This is a genomic window from Spirillospora sp. NBC_01491 (genome assembly GCF_036227065.1).
In the GTDB taxonomy this organism is placed as follows: domain Bacteria; phylum Actinomycetota; class Actinomycetes; order Streptosporangiales; family Streptosporangiaceae; genus Spirillospora; species Spirillospora xylanilytica.
This window is the reverse complement of the sequence record NZ_CP109432.1, coordinates 3,968,408-3,986,459: the sequence shown is the minus strand read 5'-3', so window position 1 is coordinate 3,986,459 and position 18,052 is coordinate 3,968,408. Positions and strand designations below refer to the sequence as shown.

Annotated in this window: 14 protein-coding genes; 11 read left to right on the top strand and 3 right to left on the bottom strand. The window is 74.8% G+C overall.

What is annotated here, in order from left to right; genetic code table 11:
• Positions 1-81 precede the first annotated feature (81 nt).
• Both OHA34_RS18485 and OHA34_RS18480 read left to right on the top strand, forming a co-directional pair.
• Entirely contained in the window at positions 82-1,062 is a 981-nt protein-coding gene (locus tag OHA34_RS18485; RefSeq protein ID WP_329522320.1) for a DNA-3-methyladenine glycosylase family protein, read from the top strand.
• Between the two features lie 140 nt (positions 1,063-1,202).
• Positions 1,203-3,797, top strand: a complete 2,595-nt coding sequence (locus tag OHA34_RS18480; RefSeq protein WP_329522319.1) for a bifunctional FO biosynthesis protein CofGH — start codon at positions 1,203-1,205, stop codon at positions 3,795-3,797.
• A 69-nt stretch (positions 3,798-3,866) separates the two neighbouring features.
• On the opposite strand, the gene OHA34_RS18475 is transcribed toward OHA34_RS18480, so the two are convergent.
• A complete protein-coding gene (locus OHA34_RS18475) occupies positions 3,867-5,153 on the bottom strand; it encodes a coenzyme F420-0:L-glutamate ligase (protein ID WP_285942464.1) in 1,287 nt (428 codons plus the stop codon).
• Positions 5,150-6,178 carry a 2-phospho-L-lactate transferase gene (cofD, locus tag OHA34_RS18470; RefSeq protein WP_329522318.1) on the bottom strand — a complete coding sequence of 343 codons (1,029 nt, stop codon included), beginning with the start codon at positions 6,176-6,178 and terminating at the stop codon, positions 5,150-5,152. The genes OHA34_RS18475 and cofD overlap by 4 nt, the downstream gene beginning before the upstream one ends.
• Positions 6,179-6,435: 257 nt before the next feature.
• On the opposite strand from cofD, the gene OHA34_RS18465 reads away from it, so the two are divergent.
• The 4 genes from OHA34_RS18465 to OHA34_RS18450 all read left to right on the top strand — a co-directional run bounded on the left by OHA34_RS18465 (position 6,436) and on the right by OHA34_RS18450 (position 12,901).
• Positions 6,436-7,437 carry a hypothetical protein gene (locus OHA34_RS18465; protein ID WP_285942461.1) on the top strand — a complete coding sequence of 334 codons (1,002 nt, stop codon included), beginning with the start codon at positions 6,436-6,438 and terminating at the stop codon, positions 7,435-7,437.
• Positions 7,438-7,650: 213 nt separating this feature from the next.
• A complete protein-coding gene (locus tag OHA34_RS18460; protein ID WP_026403640.1) occupies positions 7,651-7,914 on the top strand; it encodes a WhiB family transcriptional regulator in 264 nt (87 codons plus the stop codon).
• 179 nt (positions 7,915-8,093) lie between these two features.
• Positions 8,094-11,441, top strand: coding sequence for a glycosyltransferase family 2 protein (locus OHA34_RS18455; protein WP_329522317.1), 3,348 nt, complete (start codon positions 8,094-8,096; stop codon positions 11,439-11,441).
• Between the two features lie 2 nt (positions 11,442-11,443).
• Positions 11,444-12,901: a DUF5719 family protein gene (locus OHA34_RS18450; RefSeq protein WP_329522316.1), complete on the top strand. Its 1,458-nt coding sequence runs from the start codon at positions 11,444-11,446 to the stop codon at positions 12,899-12,901.
• A 227-nt stretch (positions 12,902-13,128) separates the two neighbouring features.
• Here the strand turns inward: OHA34_RS18450 and OHA34_RS18445 are convergent, their stop codons facing one another.
• A complete protein-coding gene (locus OHA34_RS18445) occupies positions 13,129-13,545 on the bottom strand; it encodes a metallopeptidase family protein (protein WP_285942451.1) in 417 nt (138 codons plus the stop codon).
• 189 nt (positions 13,546-13,734) lie between these two features.
• On the opposite strand from OHA34_RS18445, the gene OHA34_RS18440 reads away from it, so the two are divergent.
• The 5 genes from OHA34_RS18440 to OHA34_RS18420 all read left to right on the top strand — a co-directional run bounded on the left by OHA34_RS18440 (position 13,735) and on the right by OHA34_RS18420 (position 17,861).
• Positions 13,735-14,115, top strand: coding sequence for a DUF3499 domain-containing protein (locus tag OHA34_RS18440; protein WP_285942450.1), 381 nt, complete (start codon positions 13,735-13,737; stop codon positions 14,113-14,115).
• 86 nt (positions 14,116-14,201) lie between these two features.
• A complete protein-coding gene (locus OHA34_RS18435) occupies positions 14,202-15,551 on the top strand; it encodes a phosphomannomutase/phosphoglucomutase (RefSeq protein WP_285942448.1) in 1,350 nt (449 codons plus the stop codon).
• Positions 15,548-15,736 (top strand): Trm112 family protein, encoded by a 189-nt coding sequence (locus OHA34_RS18430; protein WP_443029643.1) that lies wholly within the window; start codon positions 15,548-15,550, stop codon positions 15,734-15,736. The genes OHA34_RS18435 and OHA34_RS18430 overlap by 4 nt, the downstream gene beginning before the upstream one ends.
• Before the next feature lie 11 nt (positions 15,737-15,747).
• Positions 15,748-16,902, top strand: coding sequence for an SIS domain-containing protein (locus OHA34_RS18425; protein ID WP_329522314.1), 1,155 nt, complete (start codon positions 15,748-15,750; stop codon positions 16,900-16,902).
• Positions 16,899-17,861 (top strand): cation diffusion facilitator family transporter, encoded by a 963-nt coding sequence (locus OHA34_RS18420; protein WP_285942443.1) that lies wholly within the window; start codon positions 16,899-16,901, stop codon positions 17,859-17,861. Before OHA34_RS18425 ends, OHA34_RS18420 begins: the two co-directional genes overlap by 4 nt.
• The last annotated feature ends 191 nt before the right edge of the window (positions 17,862-18,052 follow it).

Sequence of the window (18,052 nt, the reverse complement as noted above, 5' to 3'; positions counted from 1 at the left end):
GACGGTCGACCGGCGTATGTCGCGTATGTCGAGGCGCTGGGCGATGGCAGACTGGTGCTCGACCATGATGAAGATCACGAGATGAGTTCGCAGGCCAGGTGGCGGGAGCCGGACACCTCAAGGGGTGGTGCGGGGGAGCCGGCCACGGGGCGGGTCGCCCGCGCCGAGGGCGAGGCCGAGGCCGAGCGCGTACGTGAGTGGCGGGCGCCTTGGCCGGTCGATCCAGTGCGGGTGCTGGGAGTGCACAGGCGCGGGCGTGACGATCCCGCGTTCCGGACCACCGCGGACGGCGCGGTCTGGCGTGCGTCCCACACCCCTGACGGGCCGGGCACGCTCAGGGTGCGGCCGAGCGGGGACACGATCATCGCGTCCGCGTGGGGACCGGGCGCCGGGTGGCTGCTCGACGGGGTTCCGGACCTGCTGGGCGCCGCCGACCTCCCCGAGGGGCTGGAGGCCCGGCACGACGTCGTACGGGACGCGGCCCGGCGCGCGCCGGGGCTGCGGATCGGGCGCACCGGGCGGGTCTTCGAGGCGCTCGTCCCGGCGGTGCTGGAGCAGAAGGTCCTGGCCACCGAGGCGCATCGGGCCTGGGCGTACCTGCTGCGGCGGTTCGGCGAGCCCGCCCCGGGCGCCCCCGGCATGCGGGTGCCCCCGCCGCCCTCGGTGTGGATCCGGATCCCGTCGTGGGAGTGGCACCGGTCGGGCGCGGAGGCGGTCCGGGCCCGCACGATCATCGGGGCGGCGCGGGTCGCCGGGCGGCTGGAGGCCGATCCGGCCGAGGCACGGCTCCGGACGCTGCCGGGGATCGGGGTGTGGACGGCGGCCGAGATCCGGCAGCGGGCCGCCGGCGATTCCGACGCGGTCTCCGTCGGCGACTACAACCTGCCCGGCCTGGTGGGCTGGGCGCTGGTCGGCCGGAAGGTCGACGACGCCGGGATGCTGGAGCTCCTGGAGCCGTACGCCGGGCACCGGTACCGGGTCACCCGGCTGCTGGAATCGACCGGCAGGCGTCCGCCGCGGCGCGGGCCGCGTCTGCCGGTCCGCGACTATCGCTCGTTCTGACGGGACGGCCTCCCCGGCGGCGTTCCCGGCGGCGTTCCCGCGCGGGAATAGAAGCGCGGCCCGCCGGGCTGCCCTGGATGCGCGTCGACCCGGGGGTGGCCGCCGCCTCGCGAATATGACGATTGGCATAGAGTGCCTGCATGGACGCTGGTGTGACGGAGTCCGCGCTCCGCAGGGCCTTGGCCCGGGCACGCGACGGCAAGACACTCGACCGATCTGAGGCAACCACGCTGCTGCACGCCCGCGGGGCGCAGCTCGACGATCTGCTCACCTACGCGGCCCGCACCCGGGACGCCGGCCTGGAGGCCGCGGGGCGGCCCGGGGTCATCACCTACAGCCGCAAGGTCTTCATCCCGCTGACCCGGTTGTGCCGTGACCGCTGCGGCTACTGCACGTTCGCCACCGTGCCGCACCGGGTCGACTCCCCGTATCTCAGCCCGGACGAGGTGCTGGAGATCGCCCGGCAGGGCGCCGCGATGGGCTGCAAGGAGGCCCTGTTCACGCTGGGCGACCGGCCCGAGGACCGCTGGAAGCCGGCCCGCGAGTGGCTGGACGCCCACGGCTACGACGACACCCTCTCCTACGTGCGCGCGATGGCGATCCGCGTGCTGGAGGAGACCGGGCTGCTCCCGCATCTCAACCCCGGCGTGCTGAACTGGCGCGACTTCCAGCGGCTCAAGCCCGTCGCGCCGTCGATGGGGATGATGCTGGAGACGACCGCGACCCGGCTGTTCAGCGAGAAGGGCGGCCCGCACTTCGGGTCGCCCGACAAGGACCCGGCCGTGCGGCTGCGGGTGCTGGAGGACGCGGGCCGCACCAACGTCCCGTTCACCACCGGGATCCTCATCGGTATCGGCGAGACGATCGCGGAGCGGGCCGACGCGATCTTCGCGATCCGCGGCACGATGCGGGAGTACGGGGCGATCCAGGAGGTCATCGTCCAGAACTTCCGCGCCAAGCCCGACACCAAGATGCGCGACACCCCCGACGCCGAGCTGGCGGAGCTGGCCGCGACGATCGCGGTGACCCGGCTCGTCCTCGGCCCGAAGGCCCGCGTCCAGGCGCCGCCCAACCTGGTCGAGGACCAGTACGCGCTGATGCTCCGCGCCGGCATCGACGACTGGGGCGGCGTCTCCCCGCTCACCCCCGACCACGTCAACCCCGAGCGCCCGTGGCCGCAGATCGACGAGCTGGCCGCGCGCACCGCCGAGTTCGGGTTCGCGCTGCGCGAGCGGCTGACGGTCTACCCCGAGTACGTCAAGCGCGGCGAGCCGTGGCTCGACCCGCGGGTGCTGGCGCACGTCGCGGCGCTCGCCGACCCGGCGACCGGCCTCGCCCGCGAGGACGCGGTGCCGGAGGGACGGCCCTGGCAGGAGCCCGACGGCGGCTTCGAGGCGTTCGGCGGGACGGGCCGCACCGACCTGCACACCGAGATCGACACCTCCGGCCGCACCGGCGACCGGCGCGCGGACTTCGACGAGGTCTACGGCGACTGGGACGCGCTCAAGGACCGGATGAGCGCGCCGCAGCGGTTCGACGCCGACATCAAGGAGGCCCTCGCGCACGCCGAGCGCGACCCCGCCGGGCTGTCGGACGACGAGGCGCTCGCCCTGCTGCACGCCGACGGCCCCGAACTGGACGCGCTCGCCGGGCTCGCCGACGACCTGCGCCGCGACACCAACGGCGACGAGGTCACCTACGTCGTCACCCGCAACATCAACTTCACCAACGTCTGCTACACCGGCTGCCGGTTCTGCGCGTTCGCCCAGCGCCGCACCGACGCCGACGCGTACACGCTGTCGCTGTCGCAGGTCGGCGACCGGGTGGACGAGGCGTGGCAGGCGGGCGCGACCGAGATCTGCATGCAGGGCGGCATCCACCCGGACCTGCCCGGCACCGCCTACTTCGACCTCGCCCGCGAGGTGAAGCGCCGCGCGCCGGACATCCACCTGCACTCCTACAGCCCGATGGAGGTCGTCAACGGCGCCAGCCGCACCGACCTGTCGATCCGCGAGTGGCTCCAGGAGGCCAAGGCCGCCGGCGTCGACTCGCTGCCCGGCACCGCCGCCGAGATCCTCGACGACGAGGTGCGGTGGGTGCTCACCAAGGGCAAGCTGCCGACCGACCAGTGGATCGAGGTCGTCACCACCGCGCACGAGATCGGCATCCCGACCACCTCGACGATGATGTACGGGCACGTCGACACGCCCTCGCACTGGGTCGGGCATCTGAAGCTGCTGCGGTCGATCCAGGAGCGGACCGGCGGGTTCAGCGAGTTCGTGCTGCTGCCGTTCGTGCACCACAGCTCGCCGATCTACCTGGCCGGGCTCGCCCGCCCGGGGCCGACGGTGCGGGAGAACATCGCGGTGCACGCGCTGTCGCGCATCCTGCTGCACGGCGCGATCCCCAACATCCAGACCTCCTGGGTGAAGCTCGGCGACGAGCTGTGCACCCGGGTCCTCCAAGGCGGCGTCAACGACCTCGGCGGGACGCTGATGGAGGAGACCATCAGCCGGATGGCGGGCTCGGAGAACGGCTCGTTCAAGCCGATCAGCGAGCTGGAGGCGATCGCCGCGCGGGCCGGGCGCCCGGCCCGGCAGCGCACCACCATGTACGGCGAGGTGCCCGCCGAGCGGATCGAGGCCGCCCGGCGCACCGACGGGGTCGGGCACTTCGGCGCCGCGGGCGGACGTCCGGGCGGCGGACGTCTCGACCTGCCGCTCGTCGGGACCTGACCGCGACGGAACCGTGACCGGCCGGTGCGCTCGCGCACCGGCCGGTCCTCCGTTCAGGAACCGCGGCCCTCAGCGCACCTCGATGAACGCGTCCGGGGTGCGCGGCGGGCGCTCGCGCGGCGGCGCGGCCGGGTGGCCGACGCCGACGGTGCCCATCGGGTCCCATCCGGCCGGCAGGTCGAGCGCCTCGCGCACCACGTCGCGGCAGAACATCGTGCTCGACACCCAGCAGGACCCCAGGCCCTCGACGGCGAGGGCGACCAGCAGGTTCTCGACGCCGGCGCCCGCCGCCACCACGAACATCTCGCGCTCGGCGCGGGCCCGGCGGTCGTCGGGGTAGTCGTGCGAGCCGTCCATCACCAGGCACGGCACGACCAGGTACGGGGCGCGGCGCAGCACGTCGCCGCGCTTGAGCCGCTTGGCGATCGACTCTTCGGAGAAGCCGTCGCGGCGCAGGTCGGCCTCCCAGGCGTCGCGCATCGCGTCGAGCAGCCGCGTGCGGGCCTCCTCGGACTCGACCAGGACGAAGCGCCACGGCGTGGTGTGGTGCGGCGCCGGCGCGGTGATGGCCGCCGCGACCGCGCGCCGCACCGCCTCGGGCGCCACGGGGTCGGCGGTGAACTCCCGGATGGTGCGCCGCGCGTGCAGCACCTCGGCCGACCCCCACCGGAACATGTCCTCGTCGGGCGGGCGGATCAGCTCGCGGGCGCCCGGACCGTCCGCGGCGACGACCAGCTCGCCGAGGCCGCGCACGACCGCGATCGGCACCCCGTCGAGCTTGCCCTTGACCAGCTCGGCCGCCGACGCGATCTCGTCGGCGACCGCGGTGACGGTCGCCTCCAGCCGGTTCCCGTAGGCGTCGTCCCGGCCGCGCAGGTCGCTCAGCGGCGCCAGCCCGGCCACCCCGATCGCCGCGTCGGTCAGCCCGTTGCGCCACGGCCGGCCGAGCGTGTCGGACACGATCACGGCCACGTCGACGCCGAGCCGGGCGCGCAGCCCGGCGCGGACGCGGCGGGCGGACGCGTCGGAGTCCTCGGGGAGCAGCAGCACGGTGCCCGGCGCGGTGTTGGACGCGTCGACGCCCGCCGCCGCCAGCACCAGGCCCTGCCGGGTCTCCACGATCCGGGTCTCGCCGCGCGCGTGGGTACGGCGCGCGACGACCCGCACGGTCTCGGCCTCGATCGCCTTCTCCCGGTCGTCCGCGACCAGGACCCGGCCCTCCGCCTTGCTGACGATCTTGGACGTGACGACGAGCACGTCGCCGTCCTCGATCAGATCGGCCGGGACGAGGGCGGCGAGATCGTCGCCCTCGGCCACCTCGGGCAGCCCCGGGATGCCGAAGACCTGCATGTTCATGCCGTGTCCCCCGTGTCCCCCGTGCCGTCCGGTCCGCCCGTGTCCGCTGTGCCGTCCGGGCCCGCGGTGCCGCCCGGCCGGTCGCGCGCGGCCAGCTCGCGGGCCAGGTCGAGCGCGGCGGCGGCGATGGCGGCGGTGGCGTCGGGGTCGCTCATCAGCAGCGGCCGGGAGCGCACCTCGATGCCCTCGGCCCGCACGCCGGCGTCGGCCTCGTCGACCAGCCAGCCGTCCAGCAGCCCGGGGCCGTAGTGCTCGGCCACCGCGCGGGCGCCGGTCTCGACGCCGATCGCGGTGAGGCACGCGTCGGCCATCCCGCGGACCGGCGCGCCGCCGATGATCGGGGAGACGCCCACCACGGTCTTGGCCGCGACCGCCGCGCGGATGCCGGGGACCGCCAGGATCGTGCCGATGCTCACCACCGGGTTGGACGGCGGGAGCAGCACCACGTCGGCGGCCTCGATCGCGGCCAGCACCCCCGGCGCGGGCGAGGCGTCGGCGGCCCCGACCGCCGAGATCGACTCGGCCGGGACCGAGGCGCGCATCCGCACCCACCACTCCTGGAAGTGGATCGCGCGGCGGCCCCGCTCGGGCTCGTCCACCACCACGTGCGTCTCGACCTGGTCGTCGGTCATCGGGATCAGCCGCACGCCCGGCTTCCACCGGTCGCACAGCGCCGCGGTCACCGCCGACAGCGGGTAGCCCGCCGCCAGCATCTGGGTGCGCACGATGTGGGTGGCGAAGTCGCGGTCGCCGAGCCCGAACCAGTCCGGCCCGACCCCGTAGGCGCCGAGCTCCTCCTTGACGGCGAAGGTCTCGCCGGTGCGGCCCCAGCCCTGCTCCTCGTTGATGCCCCCGCCGAGTGTGTACATCACGGTGTCCAGGTCGGGACAGACCCGCAGCCCGAACAGGGAGATGTCGTCCCCGGTGTTCCCGATCACGGTGATCTCCGCCTCGGGTGCGGCGGCCTGGAGCCCCCGCAGGAAGCGGGCCCCGCCGATGCCGCCCGCCAGCGCCACGATCCTCATGCGGATCAGCCTAGGGCGCCGGAGGGGGCGCCTCCGACGCCGGTGCGCCCTCCGGCCCCGCGGGCCGTGACCGGAAGCGGGCCCGCGCGGGACCGGACGAACGCCGCACAGAGCCCGGCCGGGGCCGATCAGGACCCGTCCAAAGCCCGATCACGACGGGGCCGCGGCGAGATCACGGGCGGGGGCGGAGACGTCGGGGGTCTTGATGTGCAAAGCTTTGCGCAGGAATCTGATTGCCACTGTCTGGAGATGTCGTTGTGAACAAGGAAGCCGTCCAGCGCCTGCGCGAACCGGCCGCCTGGGTATTGCTGGCCTCTGCGGGACTGCAATTGTTCGCGGGCATCATCAAGCTCTTCGGCGGGGGCGACGAGTTCAAGTTCCGCGCCTACACCGAGACCGTGAACGGCTTCTTCACCCAGACCGCCGTCGTCGGGCTGCTCGTCCTCGCGGTGCTGCTGGTGACCTGGGTCGGTCCTCCGAGCCCGCAGGCCCGCACCATCACCATGGGCGCGCTCGGGGTGCTCGCCGGGATCGTGCTGTTCGGTGTGGTGTGCTGGCTCACCTCGATGCTGGTGCCGTCCGAGCAGCTCGGCGCGATGGCCAAGCTGAGCGTCTTCCTGTACGGCGCGGCCAAGCTCGCGGTCGTCGGTGTGGCCGGCTGGTTCGTCTTCACGGTCTTCCAGGGCATGCAGCCCGCCCGTCCGCAGGGCCAGCCCGGACAGGTGCCGCCGGGGTACCCCGACTACGGCTACCAGCAGGGCCAGCAGCAGTTCGGCGGCCAGCAGGCGCAGTACGGCCAGCAGCAGCCCTACCAGCAGTACCAGCAGCCCGCGCAGCAGCCGGGCTACGAGCAGCAGCCCCAGCCGGGCTACGAGCAGCAGCCTCAGCAGGGTTACGGCCAGCAGCCGCAGTACGGGCAGCCCCAGGACTACCAGCAGGCCCAGCAGCAGGCCCAGCAGCAGGCTCAGCCGCAGGAGTACCAGCAGCAGGCGGGCCAGCAGGGCCAGCAGACCGGGCAGCAGCAGTACGGCCAGGAGCAGCAGCAGTACGGGCAGAGCGGCGGCTACCAGCAGCAGCCCGCAGAGAACGAAGAGATGGGCGAGTGGACCCGCGCGTACGGTGGCAGCGGCGGCGACGCGGGGCAGTCCGGCCCGCAGAACCCCGGCCAGCAGCAGTACGGGCAGCAGCCGCAGCAGTCCGGCGAGCAGCGTCCGGAAGAGGGCGGCGACTGGTACCGGGACAACCGTCCCCCGCAGTGATGCCGTGATTATCTGATCTCCGGCTGATCTCCGTACCAAAGCCGATGACAGTGATCCCCACAAAACCCTCTTTGTTACCCCGGAAACTCGTTCCGCTTGACGGGGCGGGCGCTACACGCGTGTAATTTCATGGGTGTAGTTCTATGCCTTCTCGGGGGATGGAGCTCGAGGGAAGGCATTGACCAGGGGGCTCCACGGGCTAGGAGGTGCGCTATGAGCGAGGTAGTGATCCCGCTGGCGCACGGCACAGACGGCGAAGAGATGGGCTGGCAGGAGCGCGCGCTGTGCGCGCAGACGGACCCGGAGGCGTTTTTTCCGGAGAAGGGCGGCTCCACTCGCGAGGCCAAGAAGGTGTGCCGGGCATGCGAGGTACGGACGGAGTGCTTGGAGTACGCGCTACAGCACGATGAGCGTTTCGGTATTTGGGGGGGACTGTCCGAGCGGGAACGCCGCAAGTTGAAGCGTCAGGCCGTCTGAGCGCGTAGTGCCCGCGCTCGCGGGCGCCCCGGCCGCGCGGGACGGTGCCGCCGGAGGGCCGCTGTCCTGGATCTAGGGGGATTCAGGACGGGCCCCGGCGGCCACGCGTACAGTTATCAGCCGTGTCGGCCCCAGGCCGGCACGGCTGCTGATTGTCTCCCCACAGACCGAGCGGACCCTTGTCGCCCAACCTCGATCGCCACGTCGTCACGGCGGTCCTCGTCGCGCACGACGGCGCGCGCTGGCTGCCGGACACGCTGAAGGCCCTGCTGACGCAGGCCCGCCCGGTGCAGCGGCTCGTCACGGTGGACAACGGGAGCCAGGACCGCGGCCCCGCCGTCCTCGCCGAGGTCGTCGGCGCCGGCAACGTGCTGACGCTGCCCCGCACCACCGGCTACGGCGAGGCCGTCGCCGAGGCGCTGCGGCAGGCCCCGGCCACCGCCCCCGTCCCCGACGACGACCCGGGCAACCCCCGCACCGAATGGGTGTGGCTGCTGCACGACGACTCCGCCCCCGCGCACGACGCGCTCGCGCTGCTGCTGCGGATGGCGGGCACCGACCCCGATGCCGCCGTGCTCGGCCCCAAGATCCGCGACTGGGACGACCGGCGGATGCTGCGCGAGCTGGGCGTGGCGATCGACGGCGCGGGCCGCCGCGAGACCGGCCTCGACCGGCGCGAGCTCGACCAGGGCCAGCACGACGGCGTCCGCGACGTGCTCGCCGTCGGCAGCGCCGGAATGCTGGTGCGCCGCGACGTGTGGGACCGGCTCGGCGGCTTCGACGTCGAGTTCGGGCTGTTCCGCGACGACGTCGACTTCTGCTGGCGGGCGCACGCCGCCGGGCACCGGGTGGTCGTGGTCAGCGACGCGGTGGTCCACCACGCCGAGGCGTCCCGCCGGGGCGTCCGCGAGATCGGCATGTCCGCCGAGCATCCGCGCCGCCGCGACCGCCGCAACGCGCTCTACACGCTGCTGGGCAACCTGCCCTTCCCGGCGATGCTCCGGGCGCTGGCCCGCAACCTGTGGGCCACCCTGCTGCGCGCCCTGCACCTGCTGGTGATCAAGCAGCCGGGCGCCGCTCGGGAAGAGCTCGGCGCGCTCGGCGACGTCCTGCGCGACCCGGGGCGGCTGCGCCGGGTGCGGGCCGCGCGGGCGAGCGGGCGCAAGCGCGTCTACCGCAGCGTCCGCCGCTTCCAGCCGCGCCGGGTGGCGCTGCGCCGGCTCTTCGAGGCCCTGTCGGAGTTCCTCGCCGCGCACGAGCGCGATCGGCGCGAGGCCGACGAGGAACCGGCCTCCGGCGAACCCGGGCCGGTCCGGCGGGCGCTGGCCCGTCCCGGCGTCGTGCTCGTGCTGGCGCTCACCGCCGTCACGCTCGCTGCCGAGCGCTCGCTGGTCCTCACCGGCGAGTGGCTCGGCGGCGGCGCGCTGGTCCCGGCGTGGGGCGGGGCGAGCGACCTGTGGGCGCAGTACCTGTCGGGCTGGCATCCGTCCGGTCTCGGGTCCGCCGAGGGCGGCCCCCCGTACGTCGGGGTGCTCGCGGTGCTGTCGACGGTGCTGCTCGGCAAGCCCTGGCTGGCCGTGGCGGTCCTGCTGCTCGGCAGCGTCCCGCTGGCCGGCCTCACCGCCTACCGGGCGTCCCGCGTCCTGGTCCTCGCGCCGCCCCGCACCGGGCGGCGCGCGAAGGTGAGCGGCCGGCGGATCCCCGTCACGGTCGTCCGGGCGTGGTTCGCGGCCGTCTACGCGCTGATGCCGGCGGCCACCGGCGCCGTCGCGGGCGGACGGCTCGGCACCGCCGTGGTGATCGTGCTGCTGCCGCTGATCGCGCTCCAGGTGGCCCGGATGTACGGGGTGCCGAGGCCCGCCGGGGCGGCGGGCGCAGCGGGCGCGGCGCTGCGCGACCGGCGGGCCGGACGGGCCGCGTGGGCGGTCGCGCTGATGCTGGCGGTCGCGACGGCGTTCGTGCCGCTGACCTATGTGCTGGCGCTCGCCGCGGGCGCGCTGGCGTGGGTGCTGTTCGACGGGCCGCGCCGTCACGGCCGGCGGAACCTGGCCATCGCGCTCGGCGTGCCGCCGCTGCTCCTGCTGCCGTGGGTGCCGGGCCTCCTGCTGCATCCGTCGCGGTTCCTGTTGGAGACGGGCCTGCACCGGGCCGCCGACCCGGCCGCGTCCGCCGCCGGGCTGCTCGCCCTGAACCCGGGCGGGCCGGGCACGCCCGCCCGCTGGACGCTGTACGGGCTGCTGCTGGTCGCGGTGTGCGCGCTGCCGCTGCGCAGCCGCCGCACGGCGGTGCTGGCCGGATGGATGCTGGCGATCTTCGGGTTGCTCACCGCGATCCTGATGAGCGCGGTCACCGTCCGCGACGGGGCCGACGCGGCGCCCGCGTGGCCGGGCGTGGCGCTGGTGTTCGCCGGAGCCGGGGCGCTGCTCGCGGCGACCGCGGCGGTGCAGCGCGCGACCGAGGTCCTGGCGGGCAACCACCTGATCTACAAGGCCGGCGGCGCCGTGGTGGTCCTCGCGGCGCTCACCGCCCCGCCGCTCGCCGCCGCGGCCTGGATCGCCGGGGGGGCGGGCGGTCCGCTCGGGCACGCCGACGCCGACGCCGTCCCCTCGTTCATCCGGGCGCCGTCCGGGCCGCGCACCCTGGTGATGCGCCAGGAGCCCGCGGGCCGCGTCTCCTACAGCGTGCTGCGCGGCACCCGCCCGATGCTCGGTGAGGCCGGTACCCGGACGGCCGGGCCCGCCAGGAGCCGAATGGACGGCCTGGTCGCGGGGCTCGCCGGGGGCCGCGCCGAGGACGACGGCCCCGCGCTGACCAGGATGGGCGTCCAGTACGTGCTGGTTCCGCATCCGGCGCGCGATCCGCTCGCGTCCGTCCTGGACGCGTCTCCGGAACTGACCCGCCTCAGCCGCACGCCATCGTTCGGCGTGTGGCAGCTCCAGGCGCCCGCCGGACGCCTCATGCTGCTGAACGGCGACGGCACGGCCGGTCCACCGCTGCCCGCCGGACGGATCGGCGCGCGGGTGCGCATCCCGGCCGGCGGCGGCGCGCGCACCCTGCTGCTGGCCGAACCGGCCGATGGCGGGTGGCGGGCGTCCTACAACGGCCGCGCCCTCAAGGCCCGGACGGTGGACGGCTGGGCGCAGGGCTATGAGATCCCCGCGAGTGCCGGCGACTTCGAGCTGACGCGGGGCATGCGGCTGCGGCACACCTGGCTGGTCGTGCAGGGCGCCGCCGTGCTGCTGGTCGCCGTGCTCGCGCTGCCGGGCGGCCAGGCGGACGGTCCGCCGGCCCCGGGCGGGCGCCGCCGCGGCCACCGGGCCCGTTCCGCCGCGGGGGCGCTGACGCGCCGGGCCGACCGCGGGACCGGCGGGCTCAGGAGGCGGCACCGGATCCGCCACGAGGATCCAGCCGCCGACCCCGCCGCCGACCCCGCCGTCGCCTCCGACCCAGCCGCTGAGACCGCCGCCCCGGGGCTCGGCGAGGAAGCGGCGGCGGCGCCGGTCGCGTCCGCCGAGGAGCGTTCCTGACCATGGACAGAGTCCTGCGGCTGTTCGGACTCCGCTACGCCACGGCCGCGCTGGTCCTGGTCGCGCTGGCGGCGCTGTACGGGGCGGCGTCGCTGTCCCGTCCCGGCCCTCGCGCGGGCGCGACGGGCCAGGGCGCGCGGGTACCCGTGACGTCCGCGCTGGCGGTCTGCCCCGGCCACGAGGGGGGCAGGCTGAGCGTCCAGTCCACCCCCGGCACGCCCGCCGGAACCGCGCCGCGCGGCGGGCCGGGCCGCGCGGAGGTGACCGCGACCGGCGGCGGCGAGCCCCTCGGCGCGCTGGTCGCGCTCGGGCAGGGGTGGAGCAAGGACCAGGACACCGCCAAGGACTCCTTCGCCGTCCGCGCCGACGGCGCCCTCGCCGCGGGCCTGGAGGCCGAGCAGACCACGCACTGGCCCAAGGGGAGGGACCGGGGGCTGGCCGCGACCCGCTGCGCCGCCCCGGGCACCGACCTGTGGTTCGTCGGGCCCGGCCCGGTCGCGGCCGAGCGGCTCGAACTCCAGCTCACCAACGCCGACGCGCAGCCCGCCTCCGTCGACGTCACCGCGCTGTCGGGGGAGGGCCCGCTCGACACCCCGGACGGGCGCGGCACCCTCGTCGAACCGCACACGACCCGGACCGTGCTCCTCGGCGAGTCCGCCGAGGGACTCGGCGACATCGTCGGCACCGCGCGCGACCTCGCGCTGCGCGTGCACGCCACGGGCGGACGGGTCGCGGCGTCGCTGCGGGTGCGGATCGGCGCCGGGAAGGGCATCGACCGGGTGCCGGTCTCGCCCGTGCCCGCGACCTCGGTGATCGTGCCGGGCGTGCCGTCCGGTGAGGGCGCGCGGCGGCTCATGGTCGGGGTGCCCGGCGCGGAGGACGCCCGGATCCGGGTCCAGGTGATCACGCCGAGCGGCTCGTTCGCCCCGCACGGCCAGGACATCCTGGACGCGCCCGCCGAGACGGTGTCGGCGGTCGACCTGGAGAACGCGCTGTCCGGCAAGCCCGCCGCGGTGCGGCTGGTGTCGGACCGACCGATCGTCGCGGGGTTCGAGGCGCGGCGCGGCGCTGACGTCGCCTACGGGACGGCGACCGCCCCGTTCGAGCAGGCCGTCGTCGCCGACGGCCGGTTCGCCCCGGCGCTGACGCTGACCGCGCCCGCCGGGGCCGCCTCGGTGCGGATCACCGCGATCGGCGGGCAGGGGGCGGGCACGCCGCAGGACGTGGCGGTGCCGGCCGGCCGGACGGTGGAGACGAAGATCGCCGCACCGCGCGGCGGCGAGAAGGGCTTCGGCGCGATGATCACGGTGAAGGCGGGCTCGGGGCCCGTCCACGCGGCGCGGACGCTGTCGGCCGGGAAGGGCGACGGCGCGCTGTTCACGGTGGTCCCGGTCGTCCCGGCGGTCAGCACGGTGCGGCTCCCGGCGGTGGGCGACTCGCAGACCGCGCTCCTCTTTTGAAGCCCGGCCCGGTGTCCTCGCCTGGCGGCTCGGACGCCGACCGTGCTTGGGCGAGCGCGGCATCGCTTCGCGATCTGGCCGGTTCGGCTCGCCTTCGGCTTCGCCTCACCGGCCAGGTAGCGCGCTCGCGTGACGGCTGAGGCACTTGGGGCAGGTTCTCGCTGGATCAGGGCCCCCGACGGCCGCGAGAGCCCTCAGGGGCGTCTGAGAGGCGTGTGGCGGGTGGTTCAGTCGTCGGGAGTGTCGTAGCTGGGGTCGACGGACTCAGGGGAGAGGCCGAGCAGGTCGGCGACCTCCTCGACCAGCAGGTCGCGGACGAGCCGGGCGACCTCGCGCTCGCCGACGGCGCGGGCCTCGACGGGACGGCGGAACACCACGATGCGCACCGGCCGGCCGCCCGCGCCTGGGCTGGTGAGCCCGAGCGGCACCGGGCCGTCGAAATCCGGTTCGACGTCGGGGACCTCCTCGACGGCGAACTCGACCTGCGCGAGCTCCCGGCCCCAGCGCTGCCCGAGGCGCCCGACCTCATCGTGGACGAGGTCGTCGAAACGCTCCGCGCGGCTGCGGGTTACCGGTGCCTGCGGGGGTGTCAGAGGGCCGCGGACGCCGCGACCATGTCGATCGCGCCGTCGCGCGCCTGCCACACGGGGACGCACCTCTCCAGGCTACCTCTCCCGGCGCGGCGGGCCCCGTCCCCCGGCGCGCGGGCCCGTCGCGCCGCGGCCGGAACGGCCCTGAAAGGCCCGCCGATTTCGGGCGTGTTGCGGCGGTAATGGCGACACGTGCGCACGGGTGGTGGCGGAGGCGGCGGGAGGGGGGTACCGTCGGCCATCGTGAGCCCCGTCCGCACCTGCTCCCGCACCGCCTGCAAGGCGCCCGCAGTTTTCACGCTCACGTACGTCTACCGTGACTCGACCGCGGTCCTGGGGCCCCTCGCCACGTACGCCGAGCCGCACTGCTACGACCTGTGCGCCGAGCATTCCGAACGGCTCACCGCCCCGATGGGCTGGGAGCTGGTCCGCCTCCCGGTCGAGGAGGAGGGCGAGCCCAGCGCCGACGACCTCGAGGCGCTCGCCGACGCGGTCCGCGAGGCGGCCAAGCCCCCGCCCGGCAGCGGCCAGGAGCCGGTCGGCCAGGGCACCGAGGTCGGCCGCCGCGGCCACCTGCGGGTGCTGCGCTCGGACTCGACCGGCGCGCCCCCCGGCTACGAGTGATCGCGCCTCCTCGCGGCCCCGCTCGGGCCCCGTCCCCGTCCCGGTAGGCTCTGGGTTTCGCAGCGCTACTTCGACAGGGAGCAGGAGTGGGCGACCTCGCCAAGATCTTCAAGGCGTACGACATCCGGGGTGTCGTCCCGGATGAGCTGGACGCCGCGACCGCCGAGGCGGTGGGCGCCGCCTTCGTCCGGGTGACCGGGGCGGCGGCGGTCGTCACCGCCCACGACATGAGGTCCTCCTCGGTACCGCTGTCGAAGGCGTTCGCACGCGGCGCGACGGCCCAGGGCGCGGACGTGATCGAGGCCGGGCTCGGCTCCACCGACCTGCTCTACTACGCCAGCGGCAGCCTCGGGCTGCCCGGCGCGATGTTCACCGCCAGCCACAACCCGGCGCGGTACAACGGCATGAAGCTGTGCCGCGCGGGCGCCCGGCCGGTCGGCCGCGACACCGGGCTCACCGAGATCCGCGCGCTGATCGAGGCGGGCCTGCCCGCGCACGACGGCGCCCCAGGCACGGTCTCCGGGCGCGACCTGCTCGACGGGTACGCCGACCATCTCAAGACGCTGGTCGACCTGTCGGGGATCCGGCCGCTCAAGGTCGTGGTCGACGCGGGCAACGGGATGGGCGGGCACACCGTCCCGCCGGTGTTCGCGGGGCTGCCGGTCGAGCTGGTGCCGCTCTACTTCGAGCTCGACGGCACCTTCCCCAACCACGAGGCCAACCCGATCGAGCCCGCGAACCTGCGCGACCTCCAGGCCAAGGTGCGCGAGACCGGCGCCGACCTCGGGCTGGCCTTCGACGGCGACGCCGACCGGTGCTTCGCGGTGGACGAGCGGGGCGAGATCGTCTCGCCGTCGGCGATCACCGCGCTGGTGGCGGTGCGCGAGCTGGCCAAGCATCCCGGCTCGTCCATCGTGCACAACCTGATCACCTCCCGCGCGGTGCCGGAGATCGTCGCCGAGCACGGCGGCACCCCGGTCCGCACCCGGGTCGGGCACTCGTTCATCAAGCAGACGATGGCCGAGACCGGCGCGGTGTTCGGCGGCGAGCACTCGGCGCACTTCTACTTCCGCGACTTCTGGTTCGCCGACTCGGGGATGCTGGCCGCGCTGCACCTGCTGGCCGCGCTCGGCGAGCAGGCCGCGCCGCTGTCGAAGCTGCTGGCCGAGTACGACCGCTACCCGGCCTCGGGCGAGATCAACAGCGAGGTGGCCGACCAGGCCGCCGCGACCGCGCGGGTCCGCGCCGCGTTCGCCGGCCGGCCCGGCGTGTCCACCGACGAGCTCGACGGGCTGACCGTGCGGGGCGACGGCTGGTGGTTCAACCTGCGGCCGTCCAACACCGAGCCGCTGCTCCGCCTGAACGCGGAGGCGGCCGACGAGAAGTCCATGGCGGGGATCCGCGACGAGGTCCTGGCGATCGTGAGGGAGAAGTGACGATGAAGCTCGACGCCTGGCTGCTGGAGATCCTCGCCTGCCCCAACTGCGGTGGCGCACTGCGCCCCGACGACCCGGCGGGCGAGCTCGTCTGCACCGGCACCGGCACCTGCGGCTACGCCTACCCCGTCCGGGACGACATCCCGGTGCTGCTGGTGGACGAGGCCCGGACCCCCGCTCCGTGAGAGAGGGGCCCATGGCGGAGGGACTCGACCGGGCACGGCTCGACGACGCGGCGGCGATCGAGGCCGCCGACCCCGGCGGGATGCTGCGGCAGGTCGCCTCGTCCGCCGCGCAGATCCGCGAGGCGGGCGCGCTGGCCGCCGAGGCGGGCGTCGACGCCGTCGCCGCGGACGGCAGGCCGCGCGCGATCGTGGTCACCGGCATGGGCGGGTCGGCCATCTCCGGCGACGTGCTCGCCGCGATCTGCGGCGTCGGCTGCCCGATCCCGATCACCACCGTGCGCGGCTACCGGCTGCCCGGCTGGGTGGGCGCCGCCGACCTGGTCGTCGCGGTGTCCTGCTCGGGCGGCACCGAGGAGACCATCGCGGTGGCGGCCGAGGCCGCCCGGCGCGGCTGCCGGCTGCTGTTCGTGGGCGGTGCCGGCTCGCCGCTGGAGGACCTGGCCCTCCAGAGTCGCGGGCTGTTCGTGCCGGTCCGCGCCGCGGGCCAGCCGCGCGCGACGCTGTGGGGCCTGACGGTGCCGCTGCTGCTGGCCGCCCGCGCGCTCGGCCTCGCCGACGTCCCGGGCGCGGTGCTGGAGTCGACCGCCGAGCGGCTGGAGGACGTCGCGCACCGGTGCCGTCCGAGCAGCGAGCCGTTCGTCAACCCGGCCAAGCGGACGGCCCTCGACCTGGTCGGCGACGTGCCGCTGGTGTGGGGCTCGTCGCCGCTGGCGGGCGCGGCGGCGTACCGCTTCTGCTGCCAGCTCAACGAGAACGCCAAGTATCCGGGCGTCTTCGGTGAGCTGCCCGAGGCCGACCACAACCAGGTGGTCGCCTTCGACGGCTACTTCGCGCGGGCGTCGGGCGGCGCGTCCGGCGGCGCGGACGATCCCGACGACTTCTTCCGCGACCGGGAGGCCGACGCCGAGCACGGCCTCCATTTGGTGGTGCTGCGCGACCTCGACGAGCATCCGCAGGTGCGCAAGCGGCGCGAGGTGTCGGTCGAGCTGGCCCGCACCCGGGGCGTCCCGGTCACCGAGCTCGTGGCCGAGGGCGACCATCCGCTGGAAAGAATCGCCACCTTGATCGCGATGGCGGACTTCGTCACGGTTTACTTGGCCATCACGCTGGGCGTCGACCCCACGCCCGTGTCGGCCATCCAAGAGCTCAAAGCGAGGATTGTATGAGTGCAGAGGGCGGGACCAAGGCGATCGTCGCCGCGCTGGCCGCGAACCTCGGGATCGCGGTCGCCAAGGGCGTCGCGTTCGTGTTCACCGGATCCTCGTCGATGCTCGCCGAGTCGATCCACTCGGTGGCCGACTCCGGCAACCAGGGGCTGCTGCTCCTCGGCCGCAAGCGCTCGGAGCGGGAGCGGTCGCCGCGGCACCCGTTCGGCTACGGCCGCGAGCGCTTCTTCTACGCGTTCGTGGTCGCGGTGGTGCTGTTCACCGTCGGTTCCGCCTTCTCGCTGTACGAGGGCGTCCACAAGGTGCTCGACCCGCACGAGGTCGAGTCGCCCGGGTGGGCGTTCGGCGTGCTGGTGATCGCGATCGTGCTGGAGGGCTTCTCCTTCCGCACCGCGATCAAGGAGTCCAACCAGCTCCGCGCCGGCAGGTCGTGGGTGCAGTTCGTCCGGCGGGCCAAGGCCCCCGAGCTTCCGGTCGTGCTGCTGGAGGACCTCGGCGCCCTGGTCGGGCTGGTCCTGGCGCTGCTCGGCGTGACGATGGCCGTGGTCACCGGCGACGGCGTCTGGGACGGCGTCGGCACGGTCTGCATCGGCGCGCTGCTCGGGATCATCGCTGTCATCCTGGCGATCGAGACCAAGAGCCTGCTCATCGGCGAGGGCGCCGACGCCGAGCAGGAGACCCGGATCATCGAGGCGCTGGAGTCGGTCGACCAGGTCGACCGTGTGATCCACATCCGGACCGAGTACGTCGGCCCGGAGGAGATGCTGATCGCCGCCAAGATCGCGGTGTTCCACGACGACACCGCCGCCGAGGTGGCGCGCGGCATCGACGCCGCCGAGGCCAGGATCCGGGCCGAGTTCCCCGAGGCCCGGCTGATCTACCTGGAGCCCGCGCTCGACGAGGCCGACCACCGTCCGGCCGTTCCGGCCGAGGACTCCGAGGGGGCCACGCCCGCCTGAGCGGCGGCCTCGGGCCCGGAAGGCGGCTCCCCTCACCGGCCGGCCGCTACGCCGGTCGACCCCAGCCCAGGCAAGACCAGCAGCGCCTCGAAGAGGCACCTGCCACGGTCGGCCGGTAAGGGCGCCTTCCCCTGCCTCCGCCCGGACCCCTGAAACCGGGCGGTGGTGGTGTGACCGCGGCAGCCCCGCCG

What these genes read in the sequence shown, in the direction of transcription:
- OHA34_RS18485 (WP_329522320.1), top strand. Translation starts at nt 82, where the DNA reads ATGAGTTCGCAGGCCAGGTGGCGGGAGCCGGACACCTCAAGGGGTGGT.
- OHA34_RS18480 (WP_329522319.1), top strand. Translation starts at nt 1,203, where the DNA reads ATGGACGCTGGTGTGACGGAGTCCGCGCTCCGCAGGGCCTTGGCCCGG.
- OHA34_RS18450 (WP_329522316.1), top strand. Translation starts at nt 11,444, where the DNA reads ATGGACAGAGTCCTGCGGCTGTTCGGACTCCGCTACGCCACGGCCGCG.
- OHA34_RS18460 (WP_026403640.1), top strand. Translation starts at nt 7,651, where the DNA reads ATGAGCGAGGTAGTGATCCCGCTGGCGCACGGCACAGACGGCGAAGAG.
- OHA34_RS18425 (WP_329522314.1), top strand. Translation starts at nt 15,748, where the DNA reads ATGGCGGAGGGACTCGACCGGGCACGGCTCGACGACGCGGCGGCGATC.
- OHA34_RS18420 (WP_285942443.1), top strand. Translation starts at nt 16,899, where the DNA reads ATGAGTGCAGAGGGCGGGACCAAGGCGATCGTCGCCGCGCTGGCCGCG.
- OHA34_RS18475 (WP_285942464.1), bottom strand. Translation starts at nt 5,153, where the DNA reads ATGAACATGCAGGTCTTCGGCATCCCGGGGCTGCCCGAGGTGGCCGAG.
- cofD (WP_329522318.1), bottom strand. Translation starts at nt 6,178, where the DNA reads ATGAGGATCGTGGCGCTGGCGGGCGGCATCGGCGGGGCCCGCTTCCTG.